This window comes from Antarctobacter sp. (assembly GCF_034670325.1).
Taxonomy (GTDB): domain Bacteria; phylum Pseudomonadota; class Alphaproteobacteria; order Rhodobacterales; family Rhodobacteraceae; genus Antarctobacter.
Genome location: NZ_JAXMNR010000012.1, coordinates 45,504 through 60,157 on the forward strand (window position 1 = coordinate 45,504; position 14,654 = coordinate 60,157).

Sequence of the window (14,654 nt, forward strand, 5' to 3'; positions counted from 1 at the left end):
CCAATCTGGGGGCGCTTTTCATTGGGTTTGCCTCTGGTCACGGGGGCACCAAATGCCCTATTCAGACGGCCAGACAGAGGAGTGGCGAAATGGACGATCTCGTAAACAGCTTCATGAATGGTCCCGATGAGAAGGGCCGCTTTGGCATCTTCGGTGGCCGCTTCGTCTCGGAAACGCTGATGCCGCTGATCCTCTCGTTGGAAGAGGAATACGAGAAGGCCAAGACCGACGATAGTTTCTGGGCGGAAATGGATTTCCTCTGGAAACACTACGTTGGCCGCCCCTCGCCTTTGTACTTTGCCGAACGCCTGACCGAACGGCTTGGCGGCGCCAAGGTCTATATGAAGCGGGATGAACTGAACCACACCGGCGCGCACAAGATCAACAACGTCCTGGGCCAGATCATCCTGGCCCGCCGCATGGGCAAGACCCGCATCATCGCAGAAACCGGCGCGGGTCAGCATGGCGTCGCCACCGCGACCGTCTGCGCCAAGTTCGGCCTGAAATGCGTGGTCTACATGGGCGCGCATGACGTCGAACGCCAAGCCCCGAACGTCTTCCGGATGAAACTGTTGGGCGCAGAGGTTGTCCCGGTAACCTCTGGCCGTGGTACGCTCAAAGACGCAATGAACGACGCGCTGCGCGACTGGGTGACCAACGTGCGCGACACGTTCTACTGCATCGGCACCGTCGCAGGGCCGCACCCCTATCCGGCCATGGTCCGCGATTTCCAGTCGATCATCGGCAAGGAAGCCAAGGAGCAGATGCTGGAGGCCGAAGGCCGCAACCCCGATACGCTGGTAGCCGCCATTGGTGGCGGGTCCAACGCGATGGGCCTGTTCTTTCCTTTCCTCGACGACAAAGATGTTTCGATCATCGGGGTTGAGGCGGGCGGCAAGGGCGTCAACGACAAGATGGAGCATTGCGCCTCTTTGACTGGTGGGCGTCCCGGCGTGCTGCACGGCAACCGCACCTATCTGTTGCAGGACGACGACGGTCAGATCCTCGAAGGCTTTTCAATCTCCGCTGGCCTCGACTATCCCGGCATCGGACCCGAACACAGTTGGCTGCATGATGTCGGTCGCGCGCAATACGTCTCGATCACGGACAAAGAGGCGCTTGCCGCCTTCCAGCTGTGCTGTGAGACCGAAGGGATCATTCCCGCGCTGGAACCCAGCCACGCGCTGGCTCATGTCGCCAAGATCGCGCCGGACCTGCCCAAGGACCACATCATCTGCATGAACATGTGTGGCCGGGGCGACAAGGACATCTTTACCGTGGCCAAACACCTTGGCGTTGATATGTCCGCCACCGAAGGGCGCAACGCGGGCTGACGCCGCGTTTGGTCCGCTGACGATTGGTACGGCCCGGACACCCGACACGTCGGGGCCGTTTACCATGTGAGGGATGAGTGGGCACAGGGCAACCCGGCCCCAACACCCACCCAAGCCTGCGAAAAAATCCGCAATATCCGCAATTTCGCAATCGCTTTGCCCCTCAGGAAAAGCCGCAACCACTGGCCTGCGCTTTCCATTAATTGCGCGTTGGCGCAATATTGTTGCGCTTGCGTCACGGCACGCACAGGCCCGGAATTCCATACTGGAGCGAGTCAGGCCTTCGCGGCTATCCAGCACTCCCGGCTCCAATGGACCGGACCCTTGCGGGTGGAGGTGATCACTCCCCCGGTGCAGTCGGCGCTGCCGTTTCTGTATGTCAGGGCCTGTTCGGGCGGTCGGGACGACATTGTAGCTCAGCGGTAGAGCGGCAGGCCTTTGCCTGTGTGTCGGGGGTTCAATTCCCTCCTGTGTCTCCAAATGTAGCTCAACAGGTAGAGCATTCGACTGCTAATCGAAGTGTCGCAGGTTCGATTCCTGCCATTTGACCCAAAGCCCTTCATGGAGGGCACCGGCCTCAAACGCCGGTCCGCGCAAGCGGTCCAAATCATAGGGTCCGGGGTGTCCTTTGCAGGGATCACCCACGCCAATCTCTGCGCGGAAACGCAACGAGGGCGGCACCGGTCTTGCCTGCTCCGGCTGCTGGCCGGAGCGTCGGATGACGGTTCCGCCGGGTTCCGGTCTGCTGTTCGATGCTTGCATCGAGGGCACGCCGGGGCTCCGCGCCCCTCTCACCGGCCTCCCGTCCGCAGGTGTGGCACGGGGGCATTCCGGGCCCGCCACTTTAACACCTGTGGGGCAATTCTGCCTCCAACCCGATCAAAACAAAGGAACATCGCTTTGCTACGACGATAGGCACGCGGAAGAGGAGACTTGAGATGACAAACGTGCTGACTTTTTTCATGGATGCATTCACGGGACGTGAACGCATCACGCTGTCCGAAAACGAACGGATGCTGGTTCTGGTTCAGGGGCGCTTTGACGCGCTGCTTGGCCCCGGTGAGCACCGGGTTCGGCGTGCCAAAAGCACGCGTGAGACCCACAACATCGATCGTCTCCGCTTTACCTCGGGTTTTGACCGGGCGTTGTTCCGCAGCCGTCCTGACCTGACCGAAGGGCATCTGACAGAGGTGCGCACGGACACCGGCGAGATTGCCGTGGTCTCGCGCGACGGACGTCCGATAGAGGTGCTCTTTCCCGAGGACCGGGCGGTCTGGTGGACTGACGCGGGGCCGTTCACAGTCGAACGGTTTGACCTTGCGGCCAATCCTCGGGTCGATGCCGGTTTTGCGCGGCGTCTGGACCGGGCGGGCCTCAGCCGTGCGATGACCACTCTGCACGTTGCAGAGGGGCATGTCGGGATGCTCTTTCTCGACGGGGTTCTTGCCGGTCGGCTGGAACCCGGGGTCCACACGTTTTGGTCTGCCGGTCCTCGTGCCACTGTCAAGCTGGTGGATACCCGTCAGCGTGCGCATGAGGTTTCGGGGCAGGAGATCCTGACCAAGGACCGCGTGACGATCCGGGTCAACCTGACGGCAGTTTTCCGCGTGACGGACCCGGAACGGGCCGTGACCGTGGTGACCGACTTCGAAGAGGCGCTGCACCGCGCGGTGCAACTGGTCTTTCGCCGCCGCCTTGGCGCGCTGACGCTGGACCAGCTTCTTGCCGAAAAGGGGGCCATCGACGTGGAAGCAGGTCAGACCCTGCGGACCGAGATGGCGTCGATCGGGATCGATGTGCAGGAGATCGCCCTCAAGGACGTGATCCTGCCGGGTGAGATCCGCGAGATCCTCAACCGCGTGGTCGAGGCCGAGAAAAAGGCCGAGGCCAACGTGATCCAACGGCGCGAGGAAACGAACGCAATGCGGTCGCTTCTGAACACCGCAAAGGTCATGGAGGACAATCCCGTGATGCTCCGGCTCAAAGAGCTTGAGGCGCTGGAGGCGATTGCCGGCAAGGTCGATCACCTCACCGTCCACAACGGGACGCAGGGTCTTATGCAGGACATCGCGCGCCTGCGCGACTGATCCGCGTGACAGAGGCCGCTCCGGGACACCGGGGCGGCCATTTTCGTGGCTTGATCATCATTCTGGGTAAAGCTGTGACTTGATTGTGTATGTGAAATAATACCAAGTCTAAAAGCTGGGATTTTGGGTTTATGATCGGGATTTGAAAGAAAATCGCGGGCGATCAACTGCTCCTCATCACTCACACAGAGACGAAAGTGGACGCAAAAGCACGTCCACGCCCCGTTTCTCGACCATCAGCCAGATTTTCAGCCTTCTGAGGCGTCCGCATGGCCTTCAAGAACGGCCAATGGCACAATCTCCAGCGCGGCGTGATGGGTGGCCGCCAGATTGACCTTGGGGGCACAGCCCTCGTCATGCGCTTGCAGGAAGCGGGACGCGCAAAGACACCAGTGATCCCCCGGCTTCAGCCCGGAAAAGCCAAACTCGGGCCGTGGCGTCGACAGGTCGTTGCCAACATATTTCGAATAGGCCAAAAATTCGGCTGTCATGACGGCGCAGACCGTGTGACTGCCCTGATCCTCGGCGCATGTGTTACAGTGACCGTCGCGAAAGAACCCGGTCAGCGGGACTTGTGAGCATGGCTCAAGAGAGCTGCCCAATACGTTGAAAGACGGATCTTTTTTCAACATCTCTGATCGCCCCTTACTGGCCCGCCAGACGGCGCAGCATCTGCAGTGCATCGTCAAACGCCCCGGCCTTGCGAAAGCTCCGGTCCGCCGCAGTCATTGCGACCACCGTACCGCTCTGCCGATCAACATAGACGTATTGGCCGTAAATGCCACGCGCCATGAACTCGCCCTCGCGCGCATCCGAAGGCATCCACCACTGGTAGCCGTATTTCAATTTGCCCGGTGCGGTCTTGGCCGATGGGGCTGTGCTCTCCATGACCCATGTTTCGGGCACGATCTGTCTGCCGTTCAGGCGCCCGCCGTCGCGAAATACTTCGCCCAGCCGCGCGTAATCGCGCAGCACCATGTTAAGACCTCCCAGGGCGAAGGCCACGCCGTAACCATCTGAGAGGTAATAGGGTTCACCTTCGACGCCCATGGGGTCCAGCAAGTATTCGGTCAGCAGATCCGGCAGGTCGCGCCCTGTTGCTCCGCGCGCCACCATCGACAGCACATGTGTGTCGATGGAAACGTAGCGCCAGACGCCACCCGGCGGCTGATCACGCGCATCCAACCCTGCAGCAAAGCCGTCCATCGACCCGCCAAGCGCAAGGATGCGGCCCATCTTGTTGATGTCGCTCCAGAAATCCAGATAGTCCTCATCGAAAACAACGCCGGTGGACATCTGCAGGACGTTGCGGATGGTTGCGCCGTCATAGGCGCTTCCCATCAGACCGGGCGCGTATTTCGTCACCGGATCGTCCAGACTGCCCACATGACCTTGCGCCAGCAAGATACCGAAAAGCGACGATAAATAGGACTTCGCGATTGACCATGAGACGCGCAGGTCGTCCGGGCCGGTCCCCAGATGATAGCTCTCATGACGCACCGCACCGTCCTTCAGGACAATCACGCTGGTCACGGCCCGTCGGGTCAGCCAGTCTTGCCACTCCGGCGGCATTGTCATGTCAGGCCTCCGGGGCAAGGGGGTGGCGCGAGTCTGGACCGGGATCGGAACCGTTTCGAACAGACGGTTCATATGGCTGAAATTCTCCACGATTTCGCCTTCGTCAAACAGCGTCATCGTCGCGCGCAGGCGTTGCACCTCATCGCGATAGCCATAGCCCGTACCCGCCACACCGATCAGCAGGATCAGACCCATCGCGGCGGCGCGCCGCCGGATCATCGGAACTTGTCCGCCAGCCGTTGCAGCGGATTGCGGGTGTCAGCGACGCTGGCGCTATCCTCTGGGACCGGTTTGGGGGCGGTCTCGACCGCTGGTTTCGCGGCGGCCTTGGAGGACCGCGGCGGCGCGGTGCGCAGCGCAACGGCATTCATGAACTTGCCCGGATCACCCTCGGCCAGATGCGCGGCGCCGTCCGACATGCCGCGCAGCAGATCGTCCAGCCAATCCTGATCCGCCTTGTGGAAATCGTGCAGCACATAGGCCGCCACCAGTTCCTTGCGCCCCGGATGGCCGATCCCCAACCGCACCCGCCGGTAGGCCTCGCCGATATGGGCATGGATCGAACGCAGCCCGTTGTGGCCCGCGTGCCCGCCCCCCGTTTTCACCTTGCACTTGCCGGGCGCCAGATCCAGTTCGTCGTGAAAGACGGTCACATCACCCGGCTCCAGCTTGTAGAACCGCATCGCCTCACCCACTGATTGCCCGGAGAGGTTCATGAAGGTTTCCGGCTTCAGCAGCAGCACCTTTTCGCGGCCCAGCCGCCCCTCGGTTAACTGCCCCTGAAACTTCGCCTTCCATGGTCCGAACCCGTGATCTTCGGCGATCCGGTCCAGCGCCATAAAGCCGATGTTGTGCCGGTTTCCGGCGTATTTCGCACCGGGATTGCCGAGACCCACGAATATCTGCACTCTGCCCTCCAAAACCGTAGCTGCGCCCTATGTAGGCCAGAGCGGACGGATATCACAACGGGAGAGCAGGATGTACCTGACTATGAATCGCTTCAAGGTCGTCACGTCAGAGGCGCAGGCGTTCGAAGACCTCTGGACCCGCCGCGACAGTCACCTCAAATCCGTCCCCGGCTTTGTCAGCTTTGCGTTGATGAAGGGGCCAGAGTGCGAGGACCATGTGCTTTATGTCTCGCACACTGTTTGGCAGGATAAAGACAGCTTTGCGGGCTGGACCCGGTCAGAGGCATTTCGGGCCGCGCATGGCGGGGCCAAAAGCTCTGGCCACATGTATCTGGAATCGCCGGAACTCGAATGCTTTGAGGCTGTTCAGGTTCTGACCGCCTGAACAGGTCGCCGGTAGTCGCTTCTTCTTGGGTAAAATACCTCCGGGGGTGAGGCCGCAGGCCGAGGGGGCAGCGCCCCCTGTGCGCAACAAAAACCCCCGCACACAGGCGGGGGTTTCCAAAATCACGTTGCAAAAGACCTCAGTCTTCTGCGGCCTCGGTCTCGACCTGTTCCGCGTCGGCGTCATCGTCATCGCCCGCAGCCGTCAGACCCGACGGAGCAGAGATGTTGCAGATCACAAAGTCGCGGTCGATCGTCGGCTTTGCACCCTCGGGCAGGGTCACATCCGAGATGTGCACGATGTCGCCAATTTCCATGCCGGTCAGGTCAACGGTGACCTTCTCGGGGATGTCGCCGGCGGTCACGATCAGTTCCACCTCGGGGCGCACAACGGTCAGCATGCCGCCGCGCTTGATGCCGGGGGCAGCTTCTTCACCGATGAACTCGACCGGGATGAAGAGGTTGATCTTCGAGGTGCGGCGCAGGCGCATGAAATCGACATGCGTCGGCAGGTCCTTGACCACGTCGCGCTGTACGTCGCGGCAGATGACGCGCACGTCCTCATGACCTTCGACCTGCAGGTTGAACAACGTCGACTTGAACCGGCCCGCCTTCAGGCGGTGGAACAGCTTGTTGAACGGGAGGTTGATCGGCAGCGGGTCTTTCTCACCACCGAAAACGATCCCCGGAACCATGCCGTCGCGACGTGCCTGACGAGCGGCGCCCTTGCCTGTCCCCGTCCGTTCCAGAGCTTTGAGATCAGGAATCTCACCAGCCATTTGAATTCTCCATCTATCTGTGCAGGGTGCCTCCAAGGCTGTCACCCCGCGTGAAGACGTGCCGGTAAACCGGATCGTCCTTCAAGGCAAGCGGTTTCGTGCCTTTCGGGGTCGGTTTCGCGCTGGACGGGGCCGCCGCGCCGTGGCACCCGCAGGACATGTTTCGTGACCTTTACATCAGCCGTGGCCCGGCGTCGGGCTTTGTTGCCGTGGGCCTTTACTGGGGGGCCTTCGCGGCACTGGTGCCCGATCTGAAACCGCAGGTCGGGCTGTCGGACGGTGGATTCGGTCTGGCGATGCTGGTTTCGGCCTCCGGCGCGGTTCTTGCGATGTGGCTGGCCCCTTGGGTGCAACGGCGGCTGGGGGCGGTGGATCTGCCGGTCTTGGGCGTCATTATGGCGGCAGCGTTTCTCTTGCCGGGGCTGGCGGGCAGCGGCACGGGCTTTGCGCTGGCGATGATGGCGGGGGCGATGGCATCCGGCACGCTGGACGTGTCCATGAACGCGCGGCTGTCGCTGTTGGAGGGGCAGAAACGGCGCTCCCTGATGAACCTCAACCACGGGCTGTACTCGCTGTCTTATGCGGCGGCTGCGCTGGGGACGGGGTTTGCGCGTGAGGCGGGCTGGTCCCCGTTGGCGGTGTTTGCCGCGCTGGCGGTGCCGGTTCTGGCGCTCTGCGTCCAGATGGCCCGCGCCCCGGTGCGAGAGACACCGCGCGCCGAGGATGCACCCGAATCCGCGCCTCTGTCATGGGCGCTGCTCGCGCCGTTGGGGTTGATTGTCTTGTTGGGCTTCATGGCCGAACAGGGGACAGAAGGCTGGTCGGCGCTGCATCTGGAACGCGGGCTGGGCGCAGGTGCGGCGATGGGTGCGCTGGGGCCTGCGATCCTTGGGCTGACGATGGCGGTGGGGCGGTTTGGCGGGCAGGTGGTGGCGCAGCGCGTGTCAGAGGCGGCGGTCATCCGGCTTGCCGCTGTGCTGACGGCGGTCGGGGCGGTCTGCGCGGCCTGGGCACCAGCTTTGCCGGTGGCTTATCTGGGTTTTGCGGTTCTGGGGTTCGGGGTTTCGGTGGTGGCGCCGATGGCTTTTTCGTGGTGCGGCAGGCAGGTCGCGACCGAGTATAAGGCACTTGCGATCAGCCGCGTGGCGGTGATGGGCTATGCCGGGTTCTTCATCGGCCCGCCGCTGATGGGCGGCCTCTCCGAAGCCTTCGGCCTTGCCGCCTCCTTTACCGTGGTGGGGGCACTGATGCTGGTGATCCCGCTGGTTCTGGTGCCGATGGCGGCCCGTGCGGCCCTCAAGGAAGCAAGCCCCGTCAGGTGACCCCGGCGGGGTGTTTCGCGCGCGAAACATTGTCTTTTTTAACAGGGAGTTAACGGGGATTTACCCGGTCTGACCCACGGCCATCTCGACAATCCGGGCGTGCAGGGCAACCATGTCGGCGGGAAAGCGGGGCAGGGGCTGACCGGCGGCAGCGGCAAGTTTTTGATGCAAGACCAGGAACTCCCCCGACACGACCGAGCCGACAGCAGTCTGCGCGGGCCCGGTCAGCGCCTCTTCAAGAGGCACGAACTCCACGCCCTCGGACTTTAGGCGCGCGAAGTAGGCTGAGGCGATGTCGGCGAAGAAGGGCACGTTGTGGCCCAGCGTGATGCCGATTTGGGGCGCGCCGAACCAGGCCTCCGCCGCCGCCATATCGTGCCGAAGCTGCGCGACGGAAAAGTCGAGGAAACTTTCCCTGACAAAGGTCTGCGCCTCGGTGTCCCGCGCGTCCAGCGCATTGCGATAAGCCCTGTTCCAGGTCCATTCAAAGGCCCATGAATGCACGTCCACCGGCGTCAGGCCTCGCTTCTTTAGGTGCGCGTTCACGCGGGCCAGCTTGTCCGCGGTCTCGCCCCAGTGGCAGAGGGGATGGCGGAACAGCTGTCGCGGTGCTTTGGACAACCACGGGGCCAGGCGTGCCTCGGCCAAGTCGATATCGGCAATGAACGCCTCGGCTGTCACATCGGGAAGCTCGATATGACCGTGGGTATGGTTGGCGACATGGTGTCCGTCGGCCACCCAATCGTCGAGGATGGCGGCAAATTCGGGGTGTTTGTCCAGCGGCCAGGAGTTGCAGAAGGCATAGACGCCCGTGATGCGGTGGTCTGCCAGCGCGGCGCGGATCGCATCGACGATCCCGGCAGCGGTGTAGCCGACCGGTGGATAGGACTGCGGCCACAAGGGCAGATCGTCCATGGTAAAGGCGATCATCATGGCCGTCCTCCGCGCGCTGCCGTTCGGTCCCGCCCGGCAGGGCGCCGGGCTTTACCCCTTGGCTATCTGGTGAGGGCGGCTGTGTCGAGCGCGGCGACGTGCAGAGGTTTCTCAGCCAAAGTCCCGGCGCGCGGGTCAATCCGCGCGCCATGTTTTGCAGGGCCGGTCCCGCGCCAGCCGGAGGTTGGTCTCAGCTCCAGTCGCCGGAGAACCCCTTTGGCACCATCAGGATGTCGCGGTTCACGGTGTTGATGTCCGTATGCCCACAGAGCGCCATGGAATGATCCAGTTCCTTGTGAATGACCTGCAAGGCCTCTGTCACGCCCTGCTCTCCGCGTGCGCCCAACCCGTAGACATAGGCCCGGCCGATCCAAGCCGCCTTGGCCCCAAGCGCCCGCGCCTTGAGCACGTCCTGACCGGACCGCACGCCGCTGTCCATATGCACCTCGATCTTGTCCCCCACCGCGTCCATGATCGGCTCCAGCGCGCGGATCGAGGACAGCGCCCCATCCAGTTGCCGTCCGCCGTGGTTGGACACGACGATCGCATCGGCGCCGACATTGCAGGCCTCCAGCGCATCGCGCGGGTCGATGATTCCCTTGATGATCAGCGGCCCGTCCCACATCTTGCGGAACTCGCGGATACGGTCCCAGTTCAGTGACTGGTCAAAGCTTTCTGCGGTCCAAGTCGCCAGCGAGGATGGATCGGTGACCCCGCTTGCATGACCCACGATATTGCCAAAGAACCGCCGCTTGGTCTGCAACATTCCCAGACCCCAGCCGACCTTGGTCATCATGTTGGCAACCGACTTCGGCGTCAGCTTGGGCGGGGCGGACAGGCCGTTCTTGAGATCCTTGTGCCGTTGTCCCAGCAGTTGCAGATCGACGGTGATCACCGCTGCGGAACAGTTGGCCGCTTTTGCGCGGTCAAAGAGGTTCTGCATGAACGCATTGTCCTTGAGCGTGTAGACCTGCATCCAGAACGGCTTGTCCGTGTTTTCGGCCACGTCCTCGATCGAACAGATCGACATGGTGGACAGGCAGTAGGGCACGCCGAATTTCGCCGCCGCACGGGCGGCGAGGATCTCGCCGTCGGCGTGCTGCATTCCGGTCAGGCCGACCGGGGCCAGCGCCACCGGCATTGCCGCGTCATTGCCGATGATTTGCGTTTTTGTGGACCGGCCCGCCATGTCGACCGCCACACGCTGCCGAAGGTAGATGTCGTCGAAATCCGAAGAGTTCTCACGGAAGGTCTGTTCTGTCCAACTGCCGGATTCGCAGTAGTCGTAAAACATTTTGGGGACACGGCGGCGGTAGAGGCGTTTGAGATCCTCGATTTCGGTAATGACGGGCATGCACGGCGCTTTCTAAGGAATTGGTAAGTTTCGATTACCAATAATGTAGGTTTTTTGCAATGCGACTCTTAAGACAGCGTTCACCGCAGTGCGCTATCGCATCAGCATTAAGGTCAAGGAGTTGCTGCTATGAAAGGTGTTGTTTTCACCGAATTCCTGGAGATGACGGAACAGGCCATCGGTGAAGACGCGGTTGATGACCTTTTGGACCAGTTGGATCTGGAATCTGGCGCGGCTTATACATCTGTGGGGCATTACCCCTGCGCCGAATTGATGCGGATCGTCGGTGCGGTCAGCGATCTGACCGGCGTTTCCCGCGATGATCTGCAACGCAAGCTGGGCGGTTGGATGCATACCCGTTTCGTCCAGATCTACCCGCAGTTTTTCAGGGACAAGACCACCGCGCTGGACATGCTGGACGCGATCGAGACGGAGGTTCACGCCGAGGTGCGCAAGCTGTATCCGGATGCAGAGCTTCCGCGGTTTGAAACCGTCAGGACCGGTGCCGATAGCCTGCGGATGACCTATCGGTCCGACCGTCCTCTTGTTGCTTTTTGTCACGGGTTGGTCGAGGCGTGCATCGACCATTTCGGGGGGCGCGCAACGCTCGTTGTAGACCGGGTGTCGGCCCGCGAGGCGGTGTTCGACGTGCGGCTGGAGCGATGAGGCATGGGCCATATCGCGCAGAACAACGCAGATGGTCGGGTTTCGCGCCGGCGCTATGAACGAGAGCGGGCGGCGCGCAAAGAGGCGGAAATGCTGCTTGAGGCCAAGAGCCGCGCCCTGTTCGAGGCGAATGCCGCGCTGAAAACGCAGGCTTCCGCGTTGGAACAGGCCGTGCGGGATCGCACGCGGGAATACGAATCCGCCAAGATCGCTGCCGAATCCGCCAGCACCGCCAAGAGCGGTTTTCTGGCCATGATCAGCCATGAAATACGCACGCCGCTGAACGGTGTGCTGGGTATGGCGACGGCGCTTGTGGAAAGCGATTTGGAAAGGGACCAAAAGGAGATGGCCGAAGTCATCCAGTCGTGCGGATTGTCGCTGCTGGAGCTTTTGAACGACCTTTTGGACCTGTCCAAGATCGAAGCCCACAAAATGGAGCTTGAAGAGCGTGATTTCGACCTCGATGCGCTGTGCCACGAAATCCGTCAGGTCTATAAACCAAGGGCCGAGGCGAAAGGCCTTGAACTGGTACTTAGGCAGGACAGCCGCGCGCAGGGCTGGCTGTGCAGCGATCCGACGCGACTGAGGCAGGTAATCACCAATCTGGTGTCGAATGCCCTGAAGTTCACCGGGACCGGCGGTGTGTATCTGGATTTCACCCGTGTGGGTGACGTGCTGGAATTGCAGGTGCGCGACACGGGGCCCGGCGTGCCCTTGGAAAAACGCGAGCGGTTGTTCGAGGCTTTTACGCAGGCGGATGCCTCGATCACGCGCAAGTTCGGCGGCACCGGGCTGGGGTTGGCGATCGCGCGCAGGATTTGTCGGTTGATGGGTGGCGATCTGTTTTATCAATCCGTACCAGAGGGCGGGTCCCGCTTTGTCGCCCGCATCAGGGTCCGCGATGCCCGCCCAAGGTCTCTGACGGACGGCGACGCCGCCAAACGGACAGAGGCGGTGCTGCGCGCGCGTCCTTGGCGCGTTCTGGTGGCGGAGGACAGTGAGACGAACCAGCGGGTGCTGCGGCTGCTCTTGCGGCGTTACGCATTGAGAATCGACATGGTCAACGACGGGTCCGCAGCGGTCGAGGCGCATTTCATGGCCCCATACGATCTGATCCTGATGGATGTAAACATGCCGGTCATGAACGGGTTGGAGGCCGCGGCCATGATCCGACAGGTCGAGGCGGCGCGCGAGTTAGTGCGCGTTCCTATCATCGCGCTGACCGCCAATGCCATGACGCATCAGGTCAGCAGTTATCTGCGGCAGGGGATCGACGCCCATGTCGCCAAACCCGTCAAACGCGAAGAGCTGACTGCAAGCATGGGCCGATTGTTGCGACCTCAGGCCGAGTGAGCGCCCTCTGCCAGCCCAGCCACAAAGGACAGGATCTCACCCACGGATTTGCCCGCAGCGATTTCTGACACGATGGCAGAGCCAACCACGCAACCATCCGCAACCGAGGCGATCTCACGGCTGGTATCCGGCGTGCGGATGCCGAACCCGACAATCACCGGAAGGTCGGTCTTGGCCTTGATCCGGGCCACTTCGGGGGCGACGTCCGCCGCCTGCGCCGCAGCCGCGCCGGTGATTCCGGTGATCGAGACATAGTAGACAAAACCAGATGTGTTCTGCAGCACCTTTGGCAGGCGCTTGTCGTCGGTGGTCGGCGTGGCGAGGCGGATAAAGTTGAGGCCAGCGGCCTGCGCGGGAATGCACAGTTCCTCATCCTCTTCGGGCGGAAGATCGACGATGATCAGCCCGTCGATGCCAGCCTCGTTCGCCTGTTCCAGAAACTTCTCCACGCCGCGCGAGTAAATCGGGTTGTAATAGCCCATCAGCACGATCGGCGTGGTGTCATCCCCGGCGCGGAAATCGCGCACCATCTGCAGGGTGCGGTCCAGCGTCATGCCACCCTCAAGCGCGCGCTGGCCGGCCAACTGGATCGTCGGCCCGTCTGCCATGGGATCGGTAAAGGGCAGGCCCAGTTCGATCACGTCCACGCCTGCACCGGGAAGGCCCTTCATAACTGCCAGCGAGGTGTCCACGTCGGGATCACCGGCCATGATATAGGAGACAAAGGCTTTCCGTCCCTCGGCTTGCAGCCGGGCGAAGGTGGATTCGATGCGTGTCATGGCTCACTCCCTGCAAGGCTTTCGCGTCTTGCCGGATGCGCGCGGGAAAAGCAATGGCGGGCAGAACCTGAGCAATGCAGAACGATTTGTTCCGCGTTCTTGACGTGCCGCAAAGTGCGCGCGGCGATTTTCTGCGAAAATAGCATGGAGAGACAGAAGGAGACCCCATGCCGCCAGAGAATTCCGCCCCCGTCGCCCTTGATCCTGTAAATGACGCCGAGACTGCCATGCCCGCAGTTGAGGTGTCGGCGTCCGAAAGCGCGCCTGAAAGCGTGGAGGTCGTTGCACCGACGGTGTCCCGGTCGCCAGTTGACCGGCGACACCCGTCAACGGATGAGATTCGCCGCGCCTTTGAGACCGGCGAATACCCCTATGACACCAAGGTGTCGCGCCGCGCCTATGAGCGCGACAAGGCCCGGTTGCAGGCAGAGTTGCTGAAGGTCCAGATATGGGCGCAGGAGACCGGGCAGAAATTTGTGCTTTTGTTCGAGGGGCGTGATGCCGCGGGCAAGGGTGGCACGATCAAACGTTTTACCGAACACCTCAACCCCCGAACCGCCCGTGTGGTCGCGTTGAACAAACCCACCGATGATGAGCGCGGCCAGTGGTATTTCCAGCGCTACATTGATCACCTGCCGACCAGCGGCGAAATCGTCCTGTATGACAGGTCGTGGTACAACCGCGCGGGTGTCGAGCGGGTGATGGGCTTCTGTGAACCCAGCGATTATCTGGAATTCATGCGCCAGACCCCTGATCTGGAACGCATGTTGGTGCGGTCTGGCATCCATCTTTACAAATACTGGTTCTCGGTCACGCAACAGGAACAGCGCGCGCGTTTTTCCAGCCGTGAGACCGACCCCCTGAAACAGTGGAAGCTGTCGCCGATTGATCTGGCCAGCCTGAACAAGTGGGACGATTACACAGAGGCCAAGGAGGCGATGTTCTTTTACACCGATACCGCCGATGCGCCTTGGACGGTGATCAAGTCCGACGACAAGAAACGCGCGCGGCTGAACTGTATGCGGCATTTCCTGTCATCGCTGGACTATCCGGGCAAGGACCCCAAGATTGCCCGCGCGCCCGATCCGCTGATCGTGGGCGGGGCAGGGCATGTGATCCACCGGTCGGATCACATCCTTGGCAAGGCTCTGCACCCCGACACGCGGCGTAGCTGAGG

14 protein-coding genes and 2 tRNA genes are annotated in these 14,654 nt (G+C 61.9%); 9 read left to right on the plus strand and 7 right to left on the minus strand.

All coding sequences use genetic code 11. The features are described 5' to 3' along the window. The first annotated feature begins 89 nt into the window (after nucleotides 1–89). From trpB to VOI21_RS22380, 4 genes are all read left to right on the plus strand, one after another. Nucleotides 90–1,334: a tryptophan synthase subunit beta gene (trpB, locus tag VOI21_RS22365; RefSeq protein WP_323772186.1), complete on the plus strand. Its 1,245-nt coding sequence runs from the start codon at nucleotides 90–92 to the stop codon at nucleotides 1,332–1,334. A 405-nt stretch (nucleotides 1,335–1,739) separates the two neighbouring features. After that, a tRNA-OTHER gene (locus VOI21_RS22370) sits at nucleotides 1,740–1,813 on the plus strand. Continuing rightward, nucleotides 1,811–1,886 (plus strand) — tRNA-Ser (locus VOI21_RS22375). The genes VOI21_RS22370 and VOI21_RS22375 overlap by 3 nt, the downstream gene beginning before the upstream one ends. Before the next feature lie 386 nt (nucleotides 1,887–2,272). Then, nucleotides 2,273–3,421 (plus strand): slipin family protein, encoded by a 1,149-nt coding sequence (locus VOI21_RS22380; RefSeq protein WP_323772187.1) that lies wholly within the window; start codon nucleotides 2,273–2,275, stop codon nucleotides 3,419–3,421. 248 nt (nucleotides 3,422–3,669) lie between these two features. Here VOI21_RS22380 and VOI21_RS22385 read toward each other — a convergent pair whose 3' ends face one another. The 3 genes from VOI21_RS22385 to pth are packed head-to-tail and all read right to left on the minus strand — an operon-like array spanning nucleotide 3,670 to nucleotide 5,907. Next, the gene (locus VOI21_RS22385; protein ID WP_323772188.1) at nucleotides 3,670–4,053 is read right to left on the minus strand and encodes a DUF2237 domain-containing protein; all 384 of its coding nucleotides are present in this window, start codon (nucleotides 4,051–4,053) and stop codon (nucleotides 3,670–3,672) included. A 13-nt stretch (nucleotides 4,054–4,066) separates the two neighbouring features. Next, nucleotides 4,067–5,218: a serine hydrolase gene (locus VOI21_RS22390; RefSeq protein WP_323772189.1), complete on the minus strand. Its 1,152-nt coding sequence runs from the start codon at nucleotides 5,216–5,218 to the stop codon at nucleotides 4,067–4,069. Further along, nucleotides 5,215–5,907: an aminoacyl-tRNA hydrolase gene (gene pth / locus VOI21_RS22395; RefSeq protein WP_323772190.1), complete on the minus strand. Its 693-nt coding sequence runs from the start codon at nucleotides 5,905–5,907 to the stop codon at nucleotides 5,215–5,217. Before pth ends, VOI21_RS22390 begins: the two co-directional genes overlap by 4 nt. Before the next feature lie 70 nt (nucleotides 5,908–5,977). Between pth and VOI21_RS22400 the strand changes: the two genes are divergently transcribed. Continuing rightward, nucleotides 5,978–6,292, plus strand: a complete 315-nt coding sequence (locus VOI21_RS22400) for an antibiotic biosynthesis monooxygenase (protein WP_323772191.1) — start codon at nucleotides 5,978–5,980, stop codon at nucleotides 6,290–6,292. 139 nt (nucleotides 6,293–6,431) lie between these two features. Here VOI21_RS22400 and VOI21_RS22405 read toward each other — a convergent pair whose 3' ends face one another. Next, entirely contained in the window at nucleotides 6,432–7,070 is a 639-nt protein-coding gene (locus VOI21_RS22405; RefSeq protein WP_323772192.1) for a 50S ribosomal protein L25/general stress protein Ctc, read from the minus strand. Nucleotides 7,071–7,168: 98 nt separating this feature from the next. On the opposite strand from VOI21_RS22405, the gene VOI21_RS22410 reads away from it, so the two are divergent. Continuing rightward, complete coding sequence (locus VOI21_RS22410) at nucleotides 7,169–8,392, plus strand: MFS transporter (protein WP_323772193.1); 1,224 nt, start codon at nucleotides 7,169–7,171, stop codon at nucleotides 8,390–8,392. Nucleotides 8,393–8,452: 60 nt separating this feature from the next. Here the strand turns inward: VOI21_RS22410 and VOI21_RS22415 are convergent, their stop codons facing one another. Together VOI21_RS22415 and VOI21_RS22420 are read right to left on the minus strand one after the other, a co-directional pair. Then, complete coding sequence (locus VOI21_RS22415) at nucleotides 8,453–9,325, minus strand: polysaccharide deacetylase family protein (RefSeq protein WP_323772194.1); 873 nt, start codon at nucleotides 9,323–9,325, stop codon at nucleotides 8,453–8,455. 190 nt (nucleotides 9,326–9,515) lie between these two features. Beyond that, complete coding sequence (locus VOI21_RS22420; RefSeq protein WP_323772195.1) at nucleotides 9,516–10,679, minus strand: alpha-hydroxy acid oxidase; 1,164 nt, start codon at nucleotides 10,677–10,679, stop codon at nucleotides 9,516–9,518. A 129-nt stretch (nucleotides 10,680–10,808) separates the two neighbouring features. Between VOI21_RS22420 and VOI21_RS22425 the strand changes: the two genes are divergently transcribed. Continuing rightward, entirely contained in the window at nucleotides 10,809–11,345 is a 537-nt protein-coding gene (locus VOI21_RS22425; protein WP_323772196.1) for a heme NO-binding domain-containing protein, read from the plus strand. A 3-nt stretch (nucleotides 11,346–11,348) separates the two neighbouring features. Further along, the gene (locus VOI21_RS22430; RefSeq protein WP_323772197.1) at nucleotides 11,349–12,698 is read left to right on the plus strand and encodes an ATP-binding protein; all 1,350 of its coding nucleotides are present in this window, start codon (nucleotides 11,349–11,351) and stop codon (nucleotides 12,696–12,698) included. Here VOI21_RS22430 and trpA read toward each other — a convergent pair. Further along, a complete protein-coding gene (gene trpA / locus VOI21_RS22435; RefSeq protein WP_323772198.1) occupies nucleotides 12,686–13,477 on the minus strand; it encodes a tryptophan synthase subunit alpha in 792 nt (263 codons plus the stop codon). The two genes, VOI21_RS22430 and trpA, sit on opposite strands and share 13 nt — an antisense overlap. A 167-nt stretch (nucleotides 13,478–13,644) precedes the next feature. Between trpA and ppk2 the strand changes: the two genes are divergently transcribed. Continuing rightward, complete coding sequence (gene ppk2 / locus VOI21_RS22440; RefSeq protein ID WP_323772199.1) at nucleotides 13,645–14,652, plus strand: polyphosphate kinase 2; 1,008 nt, start codon at nucleotides 13,645–13,647, stop codon at nucleotides 14,650–14,652. Nucleotides 14,653–14,654 lie beyond the last annotated feature (2 nt).

Excerpts from the sequence above, each read along its gene's own strand:
- VOI21_RS22380 (WP_323772187.1), top strand. The coding sequence starts at position 2,273 with ATGACAAACGTGCTGACTTTTTTCATGGATGCATTCACGGGACGTGAA.
- VOI21_RS22420 (WP_323772195.1), bottom strand. The coding sequence starts at position 10,679 with ATGCCCGTCATTACCGAAATCGAGGATCTCAAACGCCTCTACCGCCGC.
- VOI21_RS22415 (WP_323772194.1), bottom strand. The coding sequence starts at position 9,325 with ATGATGATCGCCTTTACCATGGACGATCTGCCCTTGTGGCCGCAGTCC.
- trpA (WP_323772198.1), bottom strand. The coding sequence starts at position 13,477 with ATGACACGCATCGAATCCACCTTCGCCCGGCTGCAAGCCGAGGGACGG.
- trpB (WP_323772186.1), top strand. The coding sequence starts at position 90 with ATGGACGATCTCGTAAACAGCTTCATGAATGGTCCCGATGAGAAGGGC.
- VOI21_RS22400 (WP_323772191.1), top strand. The coding sequence starts at position 5,978 with ATGTACCTGACTATGAATCGCTTCAAGGTCGTCACGTCAGAGGCGCAG.
- VOI21_RS22425 (WP_323772196.1), top strand. The coding sequence starts at position 10,809 with ATGAAAGGTGTTGTTTTCACCGAATTCCTGGAGATGACGGAACAGGCC.
- ppk2 (WP_323772199.1), top strand. The coding sequence starts at position 13,645 with ATGCCGCCAGAGAATTCCGCCCCCGTCGCCCTTGATCCTGTAAATGAC.
- VOI21_RS22405 (WP_323772192.1), bottom strand. The coding sequence starts at position 7,070 with ATGGCTGGTGAGATTCCTGATCTCAAAGCTCTGGAACGGACGGGGACA.
- VOI21_RS22430 (WP_323772197.1), top strand. The coding sequence starts at position 11,349 with ATGGGCCATATCGCGCAGAACAACGCAGATGGTCGGGTTTCGCGCCGG.
- VOI21_RS22390 (WP_323772189.1), bottom strand. The coding sequence starts at position 5,218 with ATGATCCGGCGGCGCGCCGCCGCGATGGGTCTGATCCTGCTGATCGGT.
- VOI21_RS22385 (WP_323772188.1), bottom strand. The coding sequence starts at position 4,053 with ATGTTGAAAAAAGATCCGTCTTTCAACGTATTGGGCAGCTCTCTTGAG.